Below are 16,353 nucleotides of genomic sequence, written 5' to 3'. Positions count from 1 at the left end.
GAAGAGCAACTCTTTTTTGGGCTATGGCAATGATATAAATAACAATATTGAAATTATGCAGCAGGTGCTTGATTCATAATCTCAGAGAAAGAGTAAGATTTATCGGTGACTTTTGCTTTCTCAAGTAATAAATCAACAATCTGATCTTCTAATGCAACGGCTCGGATGTTTTCCATCGCTTTATTATCTTTTTGATAATAAGCAATCACATCTTTCGGATCTTCATAAGCAGAGGCAATCTCATCAATCAGTGATTTAACTTTCGCTTCATCAGCAACCATTTTATGCGATTCAATAAGCTCGCCAAATAGTAGACCGATAATTACACGTTTTTTCGCTTCCGCTTCAAAAAGTTCTTTTGGTAATTCAACAGGTTTTTGCATATTACCACCAAAGCGCTGCATCGCTTGTTGACGTAAAACGTCGACTTCACGCTCAATCATCGCAACAGGCACATCAATTTCATTCGCTTTCACTAAAGCTTCAATAACTTGATTTTTAACACGACTACGAATCGCAGCCGTTAATTCACGTTGCATATTACGGCTAACTTCTGATTTTAGTGCTTCTAAAGTGCCCGCAGCAATACCAAAACGTTTAATCACTTTTTCTGTCAATTCAGGTAACACTAATGCTTCAACTTTTTTCAATACAGAAGCAAATTTAGCTGGTTTACCCTTCAAGTTTTCAGCATGGTAATCTGCTGGGAAGGTCACATTGATATCAAAACTATCACCGGCTTTATGACCCATAATCGCATCTTCAAAACCAGGAATCATGCGGCCCTGACCTAACACAAGGGCAAAATCTGTCGCTTTTCCGCCTTCAAACTCAGCACCATCAACGGTACCCGTAAAGTCAAAAACAACGCGATCTTGTTCTTTCGCTTCACGCGCCACTTCTTCCCAAGTGCCTTGTTGTTTACGCAGGGTTTCAATCATCACGTCGATGTCAGCGTCAGTAATTTGCGCAACAGGCTTTTCGATTTCGATTTGCTCAATACCTTTTACTTCAACTTCTGGATAAACTTCAAACTCAACATCATAAGTAAAGTCTTCGTTATCTTTATACTGTTTTGGTGCATATTTTGGCGCCCCAACTGGATTGAGTTTCTCTTTAACGATTGCCTCAATAAAGTTTTTTTGCATTAAGTCACCTAATGCATCTTGTAAAATAGACGCACCATAACGTTGTTCAACAACATTTAGTGGTACTTTTCCTTTACGAAAGCCATCAATACGCACTTTTTTGGCTGTATTTACAAGCTCTGCATGTACAGCTTTTTTGATATCTTCGGCGCTAACAGTGATTGTTAAACGGCGACCTAAACCTTGAGTTGTTTCAACAGAAACTTGCATTTTTCTACCTCAAAAATCATAAAAATACGTCCAACGAGATCCGATTTTTTTTATCATTCGGACGGAACGCGTAAAAAATTGACAAAATAGGCGTACATTATACCGATCGTTAGCTATCTCGTCGAGCTGCTTTTATTCACTAGCGAGCTTAAACTGCTTCTCTAATGCTTTTAAGCGCTTGCTCATTTCATCAATATGTAAGACTAAAGAAGCCGTCTTACGCCAAACTTTATTCGGTTGTAAAGGAATACCTGAGGAGTAAACACCCGGTTCAGTGATGGGTCTCATCACCATCCCCATACCCGTCACCGTGACTTTATCACAAATCTCCATATGACCGTTAATGACACTAGCCCCACCAATCATACAATAACGGCCGATTTTTAAACTACCCGCCATGATGACGCCGCCAGCAACGGCAGTATGATCACCAATAATATCATTGTGTGCAATCTGACACTGATTATCAATAATCACACCATTACCAATAATGGTATCATCAAGTGCACCGCGATCAATTGTCGTACAGGCACCAATTTCAACATAGTTACCAATCACGACTGAACCTAATTGCGGGATTTTTATCCAATTGCCGCGCTCATTGGCGTAACCAAAACCATCGGCACCAATCACGGTACTTGATTGAATTAAACAGTGCTCGCCGATAACAACATGATGATAAATCGATACGTTAGCCCATAATTTTGTACCGGAACCAATCGTCACATTTTTACCGATAAAACAGCCCGGCCCAATAATCACGTCATTGCCTAAAATAACACCGGATTCAATCACTGCATTGGCACCGATAGCAACGCCTCGACCTAATATGACATCACTAGCAATCACGGCCGAAGGGGCAATATCTGCAGCAGGCTTAGGGGTTGTATCGAGTAACTGAGCGAGTTTGGCATAAGCCAGATAAGGATTTTTGACCACTAATGCCGCACCAGACCAAGAAGATTGACTATCTTGGGCTAATACCACGGCACTCGCCTGACAACTGGATAATTGATGTTGATATTTCTGATCAGCCAAAAAAGTAATCTGCCCAGCTTTGGCATTTTTCATCGATGCCAAACCAGTGATGAGGATATCCCCATCACCATAAACAGTTGCATCTAAATGATTGGCTAATTCATTCAAACGGTATGAAAACATTATTTCTTAACCTGTTCTAAAACTTGTGCAGTAATATCTGTTGAATTATCTGCATAAAAAGCCGCTTCAGCTTTTAACACTAGGCTATAATTGTCTTTTTTCACTATCTGTGTAACCACATCTTTAATACGTACGAGTAATTTGTTCGCCTCTTCGCCTTCACGTTTACGATAATCCTGAGAAAAAGCTTTAGCTTTTGTCTCAAACGCATTAATTTGATCGGCTAGTTTCTTCTTTTGTGCAGCAGATAGGGTTAAACCTTCTTTTTGCAAACGAGAAGCAGCTTCGTTGGTTTTTTGTTCTTCCGTTTGCAGTACTTTGGCTCTTGCTTCAAACTCTGAATCAAGTGCTTTTGATATTGCTTCACGCTCTGGCATATTTTGTAAAATATAAATTACATCAATGACCGCAATTTTCTGTCCATCAGCGTAGGCAAAGCCTGATAGTAATAAAGCCGTTAAACTTAAAATACAAAGAATCTTTTTCACATTTTCACCTATTAATTTAAAATAAAATAAATAATTACCAAGTTGTACCAATATTAAACTGGAACTGTTGGGCCGAATCCCCCGTATACTTCTTGATCGGTTGTGCATAAGAAAAGACTAACGGACCTAACGGTGACATCCATTGCAATGCGACACCCGCCGAATAACGAATATCATATGGATTGCTATAATCAGGTACACCTGGCATATTTTTTAAATCCCAGTGTGAATCGAATACCGTACCTGCATCAACAAAAACTGACGTTCTAACGCTATTTGAATACTTCTCACTAATAAACGGTGTTGGTACGATTAACTCAAGGCTTGCAAAGCCTAACACATTCCCACCCACCGAGTCAGAAGATGGAGAACAGTAGGTAAAGTCACTATTACAGTTCTTATAATAAATCGCTTTTGGGCCTACCGTATTGGATTTAAAGCCACGTAACATATAAGAACCACCCGCATAGAAGTTATCGTAGAATGGTAAATCACGCGAACCAAAACCATTACCTATCCCAAAACGACCTTTGGTTAATAATACCCAATTATGGTCATTATCCACTGGATAGTAGTATGAACCATCCCATGTCACTTTATAATAACGGTTATCAAAAACCGGTAATGAAATTTTCGCATTAATACTGGTTTTAACCCCTTCCGTTGGGAAATAACCACGGTCTAATGAGTTATATCCCCAATAGGTACTTAACAGTAAATCATTAGTATCGAATTTAAAGTTTTGATCGGTATTAGAGAGTTTTTCTCCCACAGAACGGAAATAGCGCCACATCGTGTATTGTGGCTGCATATCCGATAGGTGGTGATTAGAGTAATCTAATCCCAAACGAATAAAGTTATTTTCACTGACCGGGAAGCCTAAGCTGACGTTAGTCCCATAAGTTCGACTTGAATATTCGGATAAATCACCATCTTTATCAGCGTTATAGGTATTATAGAAAACCTGCCCACCTAAACTCACACCATCAACCGTAAAGTACGGGTCAGTCATTGAGATTGAAGCCGTTTTATCTGAATTGGTGGTATTTACATCAAAAGAGACGCTATTACCAGTCCCTAACCAGTTAGTTTGTTGGATACCTGCATTGAAACTTAAACCACTTTCAGTACCAATACCGACACCAAGCTTAATACTACCGGTGTTTCTTTCGGCAACGTGATAAATAACATCAACTTGATCGGTGGTTCCTGGTACTCTTTGTGTATCTACCTGAACCGTTTCAAAGTAACCCAGACGATTAAGACGTTCGCGTCCTTTTTCAACCAAGCTACTACCTAGCCAAGCACCTTCCATCTGACGTAACTCGCGACGAATGACCTCATCACTAGTGATATCATTACCGACGATATTGATTTTCCTAACATAATAACGATTACCTGCGTCGACATAAACCATCAATTTAACCGTTTTATCTTTATCATTAATATCCGGTTGAACAACAACTTTAGGAAACGCGTAACCATAATTGGCCAGCATAACTTTAATACTATCTTCTAGTGCCGTCACGCGCTTACCGTTATAAAGTTGCCCATCCACAACACGCTCAGCAACAATTTGATTAATCTGCTTTTCATAATCAGAAAAATTACCTTTTAAATCATAACCCGACAGACGATATTGATCGCCTTCGGCAATATTGATAGTGACGTAGATACCTTTTTTATCCGGCGTTAAGCTGACATGAGTGGAGTCAATGGTAAAACGCGCATAACCACGGTCCAGATAGAAACTCTGCAACTCATCCAAATCTGCAGATAATTTCTGCTTCTGATATTTGCGATCACCGACCATATTCCACCAAGGCACTTCATCACGTAAAGCGAAGCGAGAAATGAGCTCTTCTGACGAGTATGCTTTCGCACCCACGATATTGATTTGTTCGATTAAAGCTGAAGTTCCCTCAGCAATCGTTAAATTCAGATCAACACGATTACGATCAAGTGGTGTAATAACCGCTTTAACCTGTGCATTATATTTACCAATACTATAGTAGAACTCTTCTAAGCTTTTTTCGATTATCGATAATTTAGTTCGATCTAATGAGTCACCTACACGAATCCCTGAACTATCAAGGTTCGCCATCAAGGCATCACTTTTAACTGATTTATTACCAGAAAGAACGATATTGGCAATTGTTGGTCGCTCTTTCACTTGAACGATTAATTTATTACCATCACGATAAACCTGAATATCTTCATAGTTACCACTCGAAAACAGCGACTTTACAATCCGGCCAAGATCATCATCATTGATGGTATCCCCAACCTGAACAGGCATTTCGAGTAAAGCGGCACCCAGTGCAACACGTTGTAGGCCTGAAAATTGAATGTCTTGGACGACAAAATCTTCAGCATAGGCCGCACTGCTATAAGTTGCTATACCACCTAAAATGAGCGGTATCGTAAATAGCTTATTTATATTCATTATAACTGTTCATCCATATTTCTATAGTTTTATAGTAATCAAACTATAATCGTGAAAAATCATTATACAACGTAAATCCCATAACTATCATTAATAACATAAAGCTAATTCGATAAAATAGTGCCTGTTTTTTTTCAGATAAAGGCGCACCTTTTATTTTTTCGATGAATAAAAACAGTAAATGACCACCATCAAGAACGGGCAAAGGAATCAAATTCACAATACCTAAACTAATACTAATAAAACCTAAAAAATATAAGTATGCCACTATACCATAACTTGCCGATTGCTCTGCACTTTTTGCTATCGTCACCGGACCAGATAGATTCTTTAAACTCAACGACCCCGTCACAAGTTGATAAAATGAACGCACGGTTACTTTCATCATCATACCCGTTTGCGCTAATGATTTACTTAATGCTGATACAGCATTATATTTTTTAATCACCACATCACTACTTGGTACAATACCAGCAAAGCCCTCTTGTTCCTTTTCGCCATACTCATTTTCAATTATACGCAAATCGGGAACAAGATTTAAATATTGGGTTCGTCCCGCTCTCAAGATTTCCAAATCGATGGGATGACCTTGTTTAATTTGCGTGACTAAGTTATTCCAATTATCAAGTTGCACACCATCAATCCGCATAATTCGGTCACCAACCATCAAGCCTGCCCGTTCCGCCGCAGAAGCGCTAACCACCTGAGTGAGTACGGGGATAACCTGTGGATTTTGCGGTATGAAACCGAAGGCCGAAATGGGATCTTCTTTTTCCAAATCCACTTGCCAACCTTGAATATCCGCATTGACTGTTTTGAGACTTGATTGGATTACTGGTATATAGTCAATTTGAATATTCTGTTGCCCCACAGCGCTCACTAAAGCCAAACGCACATCTTGCCAATCATCTATTTTGATACTATTTATTGATTTTAGTTCCGCACCAGGCGGAATATTTGTATAAGAAGCGATTGAATTGGGTGATATTTGTGCAACTTTAACGGGGAAAGAGGCAACCCCGGCTTGAAAAATAATCCAGTAGGTGACAAAAGCCAAAATAAAATTAGCTATCGGGCCCGCACTAATAATCGCTGCGCGCTTGGCAATAGATTGCTGATCAAAAGCAAAACGCCGGTTTTCAGCCGTTAAACTATCCACCCGACCATCAAGCATTTTGACGTATCCACCTAATGGAATCGCTGAAATCATAAATTTGGTGCCAGACTTATGCCTGAAAGAGACTAAACTGGGTCCAAAACCAATCGAAAAACATTCAACACGTACACCACATAGGCGTGCAATCAAAAAGTGACCCAATTCGTGAATAGTAACTAATACACTGATAGTAATGATAAAAATTAATATAGTCCAAAGCACGATACGGTCACCTTACTCAGTTAACTTGTTAAACTAATACCGCAAACAGTAAACCGACAAAGACAGGCATAGCAGCAGTAATACTGTCAATTCGGTCTAAAACACCGCCATGACCAGGGATAAGATGTCCACTGTCTTTGATACCAGCCGCACGCTTAAACATACTTTCTGTTAAATCCCCTAATACCGAGGCGAGAATTGCAACAATCGAGGCGACCATAATACTGCGAAACGAACCAGCTGAACCCCAAATAAGCATCACAATTGTCGCAATGATAACAGAGGTTAACACGCCACCAATGAATCCTTCAACTGTTTTACCCGGAGACACGTGTGGGGCGAGTTTATGTTTACCAAAAAATCGACCCGCAAAATAGGCGCCTGAATCGGTCGCCCAGACTAAAACTAATACGTACAAGACCCAAAATGCACCGATATAGGGATTAAAGATATAGAGTAATGAGCGCAGCGCCAGCAGACTGGTGAAAAAAGGAAAAATAGTACAAAATCCAAATACGCTTTTCAATAATACCGAATTTTGCCAAATACGCGCTGTTTTAGGGTAGGTAATCACTAATATCAATGCGACTAGCCACCAGACTAAGGCGAGTTCCAGCGAGTAGACAATCAGATTATTAAACCAAGAAAATGGAATAAAATAGGTCATCACGGCTAAAACAATCATCCCTATTAAGGCACAAAGTCCACGCATATTAGGTCTTTTTATGCCTAAAAATTGCGTCCATTCCCACATTGCCAGCCCACAAACTAAGATAATCACAGCGGAGAAATAAGGCAGGGGTAAAAAGAATAGCGCCATAACGACACAGGGAATTAAAACTAACGCGGTAATTAAACGTTGCATCAACATGGTAAACCTCTAGGATTGTTCTTTGATATTGCCAAAGCGGCGTTCGCGAGATTGGAAAACTTCAATGGCCTGCATAAACGCAGATTCATCAAAATCAGGCCATAATGTCTCTATAAAGTAGAGTTCAGCATAAGCAATCTGCCAAACTAAAAAATTACTGATGCGGCATTCACCACCAGTACGAATCACTAAATCAACATCCGGAAGATCGGCAAGACAGAGCTGTTTTTGAAAAACTGCCTCATCTAATTGCGCTAGTGATAATTGATTATCTTCAATTTGCGCGATCAATTTTTTGGTTGCCTGAAGAATATCCCAGTGGCCGCCATAATTAGCCGCAATATTTAACACTAATCCGGTATTATTTTCAGTTAATGATTGCGCTTGATAAATCATTTTTTGTAGCTGCTGATTGAAGCGTGAGATGTCACCAATAATACGTAATTTTATATTGTTTTGGTGTAGACGCTTTACTTCACGATTTAAAGCGTAGATAAATAGCGCCATCAGCGCCGATACTTCAGTTTCCGGCCGATTCCAGTTTTCACTACTAAAGGCATATAAGGTTAATGCCAAAATACCTTTTTCCGAAGCCGCCCGAACAATTTTTCTGACTACTTTCAAACCTGCTCGATGCCCGATTGCACGTGATTGACCACGTTGATTCGCCCATCGTCCATTACCATCCATGATAATCGCAACGTGTTTGGGAATCCCTATATTCAGTCCAGGCATATTAATCCTTTAGTATTGAGCTTACTAAATCGAGTCAGTGACAAGTAAAAGTGCAGCTATGTTAACATAACCACTGATAGGGATAAAATATTTTCAGAAAGGAATCGCCAACGAAAAATAAAATTATTCGCTGAAATTGCACGATTTTGATCATCATCAACTATTATCGGGTACCGTATACCACAATCGTCTTACCGTGCGCAGAGATAAGATGTTGTTCTTCAAGCATTTTTAAGATTCTGCCCACCGTTTCTCGTGAACACCCTACAATTTGACCAATCTCTTGGCGCGTGATTTTTATTTGCATACCATCTGGATGGGTCATCGCATCAGATTGTTTAGCTAAATTTAATAAGGTTTGCGCGATACGACCGGCAACATCTAAAAATGCTAAATTACTCACTTTTTCTGAGGTTACCTGTAAACGAAGTGCCATCTGGCCAGCTAAACGCATGAGAATATCGGGATTCACCTGAACTAATTGCTTAAATTTTTTATAGGAAATTTCCGCAACTTCACAACTGGTTTTAGCTTTCACCCAAGCACTACGCTCAGTGCCCTCTTCAAATAAACCAATCTCGCCAATAAAATCACCCTGGCTTAGATAAGACAAAATCATCTCTTTGCCTTCATCATCTTTAATTAAAACCGCTACAGAACCCTTGATAATGTAGTACAACGTTTCAGCTTTTTCACCTTGATGTATAAGAGTACTTTTTGCTGGATATTTATGTATATGACAATGAGATAAAAACCATTCTAGTGTGGTATCCGACTGCTGTTTACCAATAATCATTTAAAGCCCCTTATATCAACAAAATATTATAAATATAATAGAGATATTATTTCTTAATAACCTTATTATCTCATTTATGTTTGAATCAGACTAGCATCTATCACTTTCACATCAATCGATTCATGCAGTTCAGACCAGACCAAAACAAGCTTACCCTCGATTAATTGTCTTTTAATATCGGCGACTTTTTGTGCTAATGACTTTTCTTTAGCACCATAATCAGTACCTTCACGCAATACAAAATATTCAATTACATTATTTAATGTCGCTTGTTCTAGCTGCTGCCAAGGAATAATCATTATGTTACAAACATCCTAACGAGATAATGAGTTTATATGCAAATAAGATAATAAAATAAATGCGATTATACAACATGATGGGTAAAAAATATTGAATTGAAATATGAGTATTGATGTATAAACTTTCAATCAGTCAACAAAAGAAACAGATATCTGCTTATCTCGTCATCCTGTCAGAAGGAAATAGACTGATAATCAAATTTCAACACGGTTCTCAATATGATCCATATCATTTTTGAATGATAACAGATATATCGCCAATAAGCATATAAATCAATATAGCGTAACGCTATTTAAGCCTTCTGACCTCAATAATGTGATATTTTTATTCCGCCATTCGCTTGTCGCTGATAGTATAACTATGCAAATAGCACCTGCTATTGTCAATAAGAAAGAGCTGTTAAGCTTATTGATATCTCTGTTTTTAGCATAATAAAAAGGAAAAACAATGATGCAAAACCTATCACTTACCCATGCGATTAACTTTAGAGAACTCGGTGGCATAAAAACCCAAGATAACGCAGTGATTAAGCACGGTGTATTATTCCGTTCCGGTGCCCTGTCGGATCTCTCGAAGCAGGATCTCAATATATTGACCCATGATATTCAACTAACCTCAGTATTAGACTACCGCGATAAGAGTGAAATAGATCAAAATCCGGATACGTTATGGCCTGGCGCCCAATACTTTAGCGTACCCGCTAACCCGATTGATGATGATATCACGGCAAATCTTATGCAAGAGGTACAATACAATAAATCCCATCAAGGCACCGGTCATCAATTTATGATTACCCTGTATGAGCGACTCCCTTTTCATAATGCAGGTTATTTCCAGCTCGTCGATTTATTAAAAGAATCAACCCTGAAACCGATGGTGCAACACTGTGCTATAGGTAAAGATAGAACTGGTGTTGGTAGTGCTTTAACCCTGTTTGCTTTAGGTGTTGATGAAGATACGGTGATGGCAGATTATCTATTAACCGAACAAACCCTTGCGCCTTTTCGAGCTAAAATATTGTCACAGCTCAAACAACATAAGGCGTTTGAAGATACCCAGTTTCAACAGGATATTTTTGCGGCTAAAACCGATTATTTACACGCCGCGCTAAAGGCGATAAAGAAGCAGTACTCATCAGTAGATAAGTGGTTAGCACAGGAATATGGCCTAAACAAACCGCAGCGAGAGCAGTTAGAAAGAAAATATCTTTTTTAAGTAAGATATTAAAAGCGAATAACCTTAACCTGAGCGATCTTTAGATTTGATGATATCGATAAATGAATATCATCAAATCGACGATAAATAGTATAAATCTGTGGCGCAAAATCTGCAGATACCGATAATGGCTCAGGTATCACTGTTAACTGACGCATTTGCCAGACGCCCTTTGCATAGAGTTTTAAAGCTGACTCGCGAACCGTCCATAATAACCAAAAAGCCGTTAATTGATCAGACTGCTGATGAAGCCATAAAGACTCTGATGGCGAGAAAAAGTTATCCGTAACCTTATCAATATTTTTGCGCTGGCGGTGCCACTCTATATCTAAACCAATTCTGCCATACCGACATACCGCAACAGCAATCGCTGATTGGCTATGACTAATATTAAAATCAGGGGCTTGTTTATCCATAAATTGAGGGCGTCCATTCGCGCTTATTTCGATATTCGGTAAACCATCAAACTGATAATGATCTCGCAGAATATGACTTAATAGTAATCGGCAGGCTAGAAACTGTATTTTACGCTTATCCGCTAATGTTTGTGCCTGCCGTTTAACCCAATTCGGAATTCGCTCGTCAGCCATCAATGATGCTTCATTAAAGTCGTCTAAATGCGCTAAATAAACGATAATATCACTATTTTGGGGATGACTATTAGGCATGAATGTCTCGGTATTTATCACTGCAAAGATCCCATCTTGCCAGTGAGGATAAAATATCTTGGCTCAACTATTTTCAGATACTCAGTATATCTTAACCCTATTACAAATCCTATAGTCATCACGAGATAAGCCTGTAGCTGATTCGCTACCCTATGTGATAACTCAGTATCAGGCTTTAGTCGCTGCTATATTTATGCCATCAATCCGTCTTTATTCGCTGCTTTTGATAAAGTAATTAGGTTAGGATTTGAAAAACAGGCTAATCCTGCTATGCTAAACATCACTCTATTATGATTGGATAAGATGGCAATGAAGCAGACAAAAATGCAAACTACGCTAGTGAGTGCTGGCCGCAAACAGCGTTATACACAAGGTTCGGTTAATCCTGTTATTCAAAAAGCCTCTTCATTAATATTTGATTCGGTCGCCGCTAAAAAACAAGCCGCAAAAGAGCGTAATCACGGCGCCTTATATTATGGCCGACGTGGCACGCTAACCCATTTTGCCTTACAAGATGCGATGACCGAAATTGAAGGCGGGGCTGGCTGTTATCTTTATTCTTGTGGTGCAGCCGCCATAGCCAATGCCATTCTCGCCTTTGTTTCAGCCGGTGATCATGTACTGGTAACAGAAACCGCTTATGAGCCAACCCAAGATTTTTGTCATGGCGTCCTAAGGCGTCTGAATATTCAAACTGATTATATTCCCGCACAAGTCGGCGCGGAGATTACAGATTATATTAAGCCTAATACGAAAGTGCTTTTTCTTGAGTCACCAGGCTCGATTACTATGGAAGTACAAGATATTCCAGCGATTATTCAAGCGGCGCACGCAGCCAATCCAGATTTAATTATTATCGTTGATAATACCTGGGCTGCCGGCGTACTCTTTAAACCCCTTGCTCATGGTGCAGATATCTCCATTCAGGCGGCGACAAAATATATCATCGGCCATTCGGATGCGATGTTGGGTACTGCGGTGGCCAATAGTCGCTGTTTTGATCGCTTAAGGGAGCAGTCTTATCTGATGGGACAAACCTGTGATGCTGATACGGCCTATCTTGGCTCAAGAGGCTTAAGAACACTTGCTGCACGATTAAAGATTCACCAAGAAAACAGTCTGAAAATAGCGCATTGGCTGGCGGCGCATCCACAAGTGGCAACCGTCAATCATCCCGCCCTGCCAAGCTGCGCAGGTCATCAATATTTCAGTCGGGACTTCTCTGGTTGTAGCGGATTGTTCTCTTTTGTACTCAAACAAAAATTAACCGATAAGCAACTGGCTGACTTTTTAGACCATTTTTCACACTTTGCCATGGCTTATTCTTGGGGTGGATTTGAATCACTGATTCTCGCCAACCAACCTGAAGAGATCGCCCAAATCAGGCCCTTATCTGGCGTTAATTTTTCAGGGACACTGTTTCGTGTCCATATCGGTTTAGAGGACTACGATGATTTGATTGCGGATCTTCAAGCTGCATTTGCGCGTATCGCCTAATTGAAGAGAATAGATAGAAGCACGATGACAGATTCAGATAATCCACAGTCTATTTTTAAGGCAATAAAGCCCTATTTAAATCAGGCACCAGCAATTTTGGTTGCCTTTAGCGGGGGTATCGATTCTACAGTATTGTTACATGCCTTAGTCACTTTACGGACACAATATGGGCTCAAGCTGCGTGCTATCTATATTCATCACGGTTTAAGTATACATGCTGATAAGTGGGCAGCACACTGTGAAACCGTCTGTAAACAGTGGGATGTACCTTTACACATTACCAAGGTCAATATTCAGCAAAACGGTAATATTGAAGCACAAGCCAGACAAGCTAGATATCAGGCGATTAAGCAGGCGCTGCTGGTAAATGAAGTGGTGATGGCAGCTCAGCATCAAGATGACCAATCGGAAACTTTTTTACTGGCATTAAAACGCGGTAGTGGTCCAACCGGATTATCGGCGATGCCCGATATAAGCAATTTTGCTACAACGTCCTTAATTCGGCCGTTATTAACTATCTCACGTAGTCAAATTGAAGACTACGCCAATCATTTTGGCCTAATCTGGATAGAGGATGAGAGTAATCAAGATGATCGTTATGACCGCAATTTTTTACGGTTACAAATTATTCCTAAATTCAAACAGCGCTGGCCTTATTTTCATCAAATGGTATCGCGCTGTGCGGCAATCTGCGCTGAAGAAACGGCGCTAATCGCCGAATTGCTCCATGATGAGATAGCCAACTGTATCGACCACCATCATAATCTCAATATCGCACCACTCTTGACGATGTCAGATATCAAGCGTAACGCTATATTGCGCGCTTGGTTTAAGCATCATCATGTTGAAATGCCTGCCAGACAACAACTCAACCTAATCTGGCATACCGTCGCGTTAGCCAAAGAAGATGCCAATCCACAGTTTGTGATAAATGACTATACGATTAGGCGATATCAGGCGCAACTCTACTTGGTACCGCAACACATGCAATTAATCAACGAAACCATAGAATGGGATTTAGCCACCCCTTTACTACTCCCTGATCATCTAGGCCGGTTAACTATCGATAAAATATCCCGTGGTAATTTACGATTACCGAACAAAAATGAAAAAGTCACTGTGCGCTTTCAAGCGCAGGGCCGTCTTAATATCGTCGGACGTCAAGGCTCCAGGCCAATTAAAAAAATTTGGCAGGAATTAGGTATTGCACCTTGGATGCGCCAGCGTATTCCAATTATCTATTATAATGAGCAGATTATTACGGCAGTCGGCGTTTTTGTCACGCAGGAAGGGCAAGGAAACCAAATCGAGATTTCGCATAATCATTACATCAGCTGTAAAATAAGTACATGACTCATCCTTATTTTTATCCTTCAATAAAGTAAGTGATTAACCGCCTAAATCAGTATAGAATGATCCTCTAAAAGCTGAGTTAATCATTTAAAATTAAATAGATAGATTATATTAATACCGTTAAACGCAGCCACCAATATACCTAAAATTAATCATAAAATATGCAATGTGGCTCTGCCTATCATTAACTCACTCAGCCAGTTTTTATATATTACTATTTTGGAGGTTATAAAAAATGGCTGAACGTCCTATCGGGCTTGCTGCCCTCACTGTTTTAGATGTGTCCCCTGCCAATCAAGTGATTGTTGCTGCAGAAGCGGGCTACACACATGTTGGTTTGCGTTTGATTCCGGCAACCCCAACTGAGCCAGTCTATGCCACAGTCGGTAATACACCTTTAATTCGGGAAGTAGAACAGCGGCTAAAAGAGACCGGTATTAAAGTACTGGATATTGAAATTTTCCGTCTTAAACCAGATACCCGCGTGATTAATTTCTTACCGGTACTTGAAACGGGTGCTCGCTTAGGTGCGAACCAGGTGTTACTGGCTGGTAACGATCCCGAACCCAGTCGCCTTGCAGATAATTTTGCTCAACTCTGTGATATTGCCGCACCATTGGGCATTGCGATAAATATAGAACCGATGCCATGGACCAATGTACCCAATGTGAAATCTGCCGTTGAGTTACTAACGCAATCAAATCAAAACAATCAGGGTTTGATTATTGATCCATTACATTTTGATCGTGGTGCAAATACCTTAGATGATCTGAAATTAGTCCCTAAAGATTGTTGGCGTTATATGCAATTGTGTGACGGCACTAAAGAGAAGCCACAAGATACCGAGGGTTTACTCTACCAAGCACGAAACTATCGTTTATCGCCGGGCCGTGGCGGTATCGATTTAATCTCTTTACTCTGCGCCTTACCCGAAATGCCGATCTCAATTGAGTGCTGTAACGATGTGTTAGCACTGCATAAATCACCTATCGAAAGAGCAAAGATGTATATCGAGGATGCCAGAGCACTCATCAGACGCGTGGCCGAATCAGCATAGCGAAAAATAAAAAAGCCGAATTAACTTAATTCGGCTTTTATACATCAATGAGAGGATTAAACGTCAATCGCTACGCGCATTTTTTTCATCGCGTTTTTTTCTAACTGACGAATACGCTCAGCAGAAACCTGATACTTATCAGCAAGCTGCTGTAATGTTGACTTACTGTCATCGGCATCAAGCCAACGAGCACGAATAATATCCTGACTACGTTCATCAAGCGATGCTAATGCATGATTAAGTTTATCAGTTGCATCATCTTCCCAGTTATCATCTTCAATCGACTGAGAGAAATTAGACCCCGCATCCTCTAAATAAAGTGCAGGTGCAACAATGGAATTCTCGTCATCATCATTATCCATATCAAAAGACATATCCTGAGCCGCCATACGTGACTCCATCTCAAGTACATCTTTAGTCGTCACACCTAACTCATCAGCAACAACCTTCACTTCTTCGCTATTAAACCAGCCCAAACGCTGTTTGGACTTTCTTAGATTAAAAAATAATTTACGCTGCGCTTTGGTTGTCGCAACTTTGACAATACGCCAGTTTTTTAGCACATATTCGTGAATTTCAGCTTTAATCCAGTGCACCGCAAAAGAGACTAATCGCACACCCATCTCTGGGTTAAAACGACGAACCGCTTTCATCAAGCCAATATTACCTTCCTGAATAAGATCGGCTTGTGGTAATCCATAACCAGAATAATTACGCGCAATATGCGCAACAAATCGTAGGTGCGATAGCACCATTAATTTTGCAGCTTCTAAATCATCATTGTAATAAAGACGCTCACCTAACTCTTTTTCCTCTTCTGCTGTTAACATCGGATAAGAGTTAACCATTCTGACATAAGCTTCAATACTACCTTGTGGGATTAAAGTAACTGCAGACAACTTCATTTCAGCACTCATATAATACCCCTTATATTGTCATTCGATAAAAGCAACTTGATTCATCTTAATTAAAATAAAAACCAACCGTTGCTTATGTCTATATATAAAGTTAGACCATAATATTGTGATTT

The 16,353-nt window shown here is 39.9% G+C and carries 15 protein-coding genes; 4 read left to right on the top strand and 11 right to left on the bottom strand.

Going from position 1 to position 16,353, the window contains the following annotated elements; translation table 11 throughout:
* Nucleotides 1-53 precede the first annotated feature (53 nt).
* The 9 genes from tig to RHO15_01785 form a co-directional block, all read right to left on the bottom strand.
* Nucleotides 54-1,358: a trigger factor gene (gene tig / locus RHO15_01825; GenBank protein WVD64277.1), complete on the bottom strand. Its 1,305-nt coding sequence runs from the start codon at nucleotides 1,356-1,358 to the stop codon at nucleotides 54-56.
* A gap of 132 nt (nucleotides 1,359-1,490) precedes the next feature.
* Nucleotides 1,491-2,519, bottom strand: coding sequence for a UDP-3-O-(3-hydroxymyristoyl)glucosamine N-acyltransferase (gene lpxD, locus RHO15_01820; GenBank protein WVD64276.1), 1,029 nt, complete (start codon nucleotides 2,517-2,519; stop codon nucleotides 1,491-1,493).
* Complete coding sequence (locus RHO15_01815) at nucleotides 2,519-3,007, bottom strand: OmpH family outer membrane protein (GenBank protein ID WVD64275.1); 489 nt, start codon at nucleotides 3,005-3,007, stop codon at nucleotides 2,519-2,521. The genes lpxD and RHO15_01815 overlap by 1 nt, the downstream gene beginning before the upstream one ends.
* A 34-nt stretch (nucleotides 3,008-3,041) precedes the next feature.
* On the bottom strand, nucleotides 3,042-5,453 hold the full coding sequence (bamA, locus tag RHO15_01810; GenBank protein WVD64274.1) for an outer membrane protein assembly factor BamA: 2,412 nt from the start codon (nucleotides 5,451-5,453) through the stop codon (nucleotides 3,042-3,044).
* Nucleotides 5,454-5,496: 43 nt separating this feature from the next.
* A complete protein-coding gene (gene rseP, locus RHO15_01805) occupies nucleotides 5,497-6,831 on the bottom strand; it encodes a sigma E protease regulator RseP (GenBank protein WVD64273.1) in 1,335 nt (444 codons plus the stop codon).
* 28 nt (nucleotides 6,832-6,859) lie between these two features.
* Nucleotides 6,860-7,696: a phosphatidate cytidylyltransferase gene (locus RHO15_01800; protein WVD64272.1), complete on the bottom strand. Its 837-nt coding sequence runs from the start codon at nucleotides 7,694-7,696 to the stop codon at nucleotides 6,860-6,862.
* 15 nt (nucleotides 7,697-7,711) lie between these two features.
* Nucleotides 7,712-8,437, bottom strand: a complete 726-nt coding sequence (uppS, locus tag RHO15_01795) for a polyprenyl diphosphate synthase (protein ID WVD64271.1) — start codon at nucleotides 8,435-8,437, stop codon at nucleotides 7,712-7,714.
* Between the two features lie 163 nt (nucleotides 8,438-8,600).
* A complete protein-coding gene (crp, locus tag RHO15_01790; protein WVD64270.1) occupies nucleotides 8,601-9,233 on the bottom strand; it encodes a cAMP-activated global transcriptional regulator CRP in 633 nt (210 codons plus the stop codon).
* Nucleotides 9,234-9,307: 74 nt separating this feature from the next.
* Nucleotides 9,308-9,532, bottom strand: a complete 225-nt coding sequence (locus tag RHO15_01785) for a YheU family protein (GenBank protein ID WVD64269.1) — start codon at nucleotides 9,530-9,532, stop codon at nucleotides 9,308-9,310.
* A 448-nt stretch (nucleotides 9,533-9,980) separates the two neighbouring features.
* On the opposite strand from RHO15_01785, the gene RHO15_01780 reads away from it, so the two are divergent.
* Nucleotides 9,981-10,748, top strand: a complete 768-nt coding sequence (locus tag RHO15_01780; protein WVD64268.1) for a tyrosine-protein phosphatase — start codon at nucleotides 9,981-9,983, stop codon at nucleotides 10,746-10,748.
* Nucleotides 10,749-10,756: 8 nt separating this feature from the next.
* On the opposite strand, the gene RHO15_01775 is transcribed toward RHO15_01780, so the two are convergent.
* Nucleotides 10,757-11,416, bottom strand: a complete 660-nt coding sequence (locus tag RHO15_01775; protein ID WVD64267.1) for a 4'-phosphopantetheinyl transferase superfamily protein — start codon at nucleotides 11,414-11,416, stop codon at nucleotides 10,757-10,759.
* Nucleotides 11,417-11,725: 309 nt separating this feature from the next.
* Between RHO15_01775 and metC the strand changes: the two genes are divergently transcribed.
* From metC to RHO15_01760, 3 genes are all read left to right on the top strand, one after another.
* The gene (gene metC, locus RHO15_01770) at nucleotides 11,726-12,913 is read left to right on the top strand and encodes a cystathionine beta-lyase (protein WVD64266.1); all 1,188 of its coding nucleotides are present in this window, start codon (nucleotides 11,726-11,728) and stop codon (nucleotides 12,911-12,913) included.
* Between the two features lie 24 nt (nucleotides 12,914-12,937).
* A complete protein-coding gene (tilS, locus tag RHO15_01765) occupies nucleotides 12,938-14,266 on the top strand; it encodes a tRNA lysidine(34) synthetase TilS (GenBank protein WVD64265.1) in 1,329 nt (442 codons plus the stop codon).
* Between the two features lie 235 nt (nucleotides 14,267-14,501).
* Nucleotides 14,502-15,323 (top strand): sugar phosphate isomerase/epimerase, encoded by an 822-nt coding sequence (locus RHO15_01760; GenBank protein WVD64264.1) that lies wholly within the window; start codon nucleotides 14,502-14,504, stop codon nucleotides 15,321-15,323.
* Between the two features lie 56 nt (nucleotides 15,324-15,379).
* Here RHO15_01760 and rpoH read toward each other — a convergent pair whose 3' ends face one another.
* Nucleotides 15,380-16,240, bottom strand: a complete 861-nt coding sequence (rpoH, locus tag RHO15_01755; protein ID WVD64263.1) for an RNA polymerase sigma factor RpoH — start codon at nucleotides 16,238-16,240, stop codon at nucleotides 15,380-15,382.
* Nucleotides 16,241-16,353 lie beyond the last annotated feature (113 nt).

The sequence above is a fragment of the Orbaceae bacterium lpD01 genome (assembly GCA_036251705.1).
GTDB classification, from domain to species: Bacteria; Pseudomonadota; Gammaproteobacteria; order Enterobacterales; family Orbaceae; genus Utexia; species Utexia brackfieldae.
Note: the sequence above shows the minus strand (reverse complement) of the source record. Positions and strands in the feature narration are given on the sequence as shown.

Coding starts and splice junctions, on each gene's coding strand:
- tig (WVD64277.1), bottom strand. CDS start 1,358: ATGCAAGTTTCTGTTGAAACAACTCAAGGTTTAGGTCGCCGTTTAACA.
- lpxD (WVD64276.1), bottom strand. CDS start 2,519: ATGTTTTCATACCGTTTGAATGAATTAGCCAATCATTTAGATGCAACT.
- bamA (WVD64274.1), bottom strand. CDS start 5,453: ATGAATATAAATAAGCTATTTACGATACCGCTCATTTTAGGTGGTATA.
- RHO15_01800 (WVD64272.1), bottom strand. CDS start 7,696: ATGCAACGTTTAATTACCGCGTTAGTTTTAATTCCCTGTGTCGTTATG.
- uppS (WVD64271.1), bottom strand. CDS start 8,437: ATGCCTGGACTGAATATAGGGATTCCCAAACACGTTGCGATTATCATG.
- crp (WVD64270.1), bottom strand. CDS start 9,233: ATGATTATTGGTAAACAGCAGTCGGATACCACACTAGAATGGTTTTTA.
- RHO15_01785 (WVD64269.1), bottom strand. CDS start 9,532: ATGATTATTCCTTGGCAGCAGCTAGAACAAGCGACATTAAATAATGTA.
- RHO15_01780 (WVD64268.1), top strand. CDS start 9,981: ATGATGCAAAACCTATCACTTACCCATGCGATTAACTTTAGAGAACTC.
- RHO15_01775 (WVD64267.1), bottom strand. CDS start 11,416: ATGCCTAATAGTCATCCCCAAAATAGTGATATTATCGTTTATTTAGCG.
- metC (WVD64266.1), top strand. CDS start 11,726: ATGAAGCAGACAAAAATGCAAACTACGCTAGTGAGTGCTGGCCGCAAA.
- tilS (WVD64265.1), top strand. CDS start 12,938: ATGACAGATTCAGATAATCCACAGTCTATTTTTAAGGCAATAAAGCCC.
- RHO15_01760 (WVD64264.1), top strand. CDS start 14,502: ATGGCTGAACGTCCTATCGGGCTTGCTGCCCTCACTGTTTTAGATGTG.
- rpoH (WVD64263.1), bottom strand. CDS start 16,240: ATGAGTGCTGAAATGAAGTTGTCTGCAGTTACTTTAATCCCACAAGGT.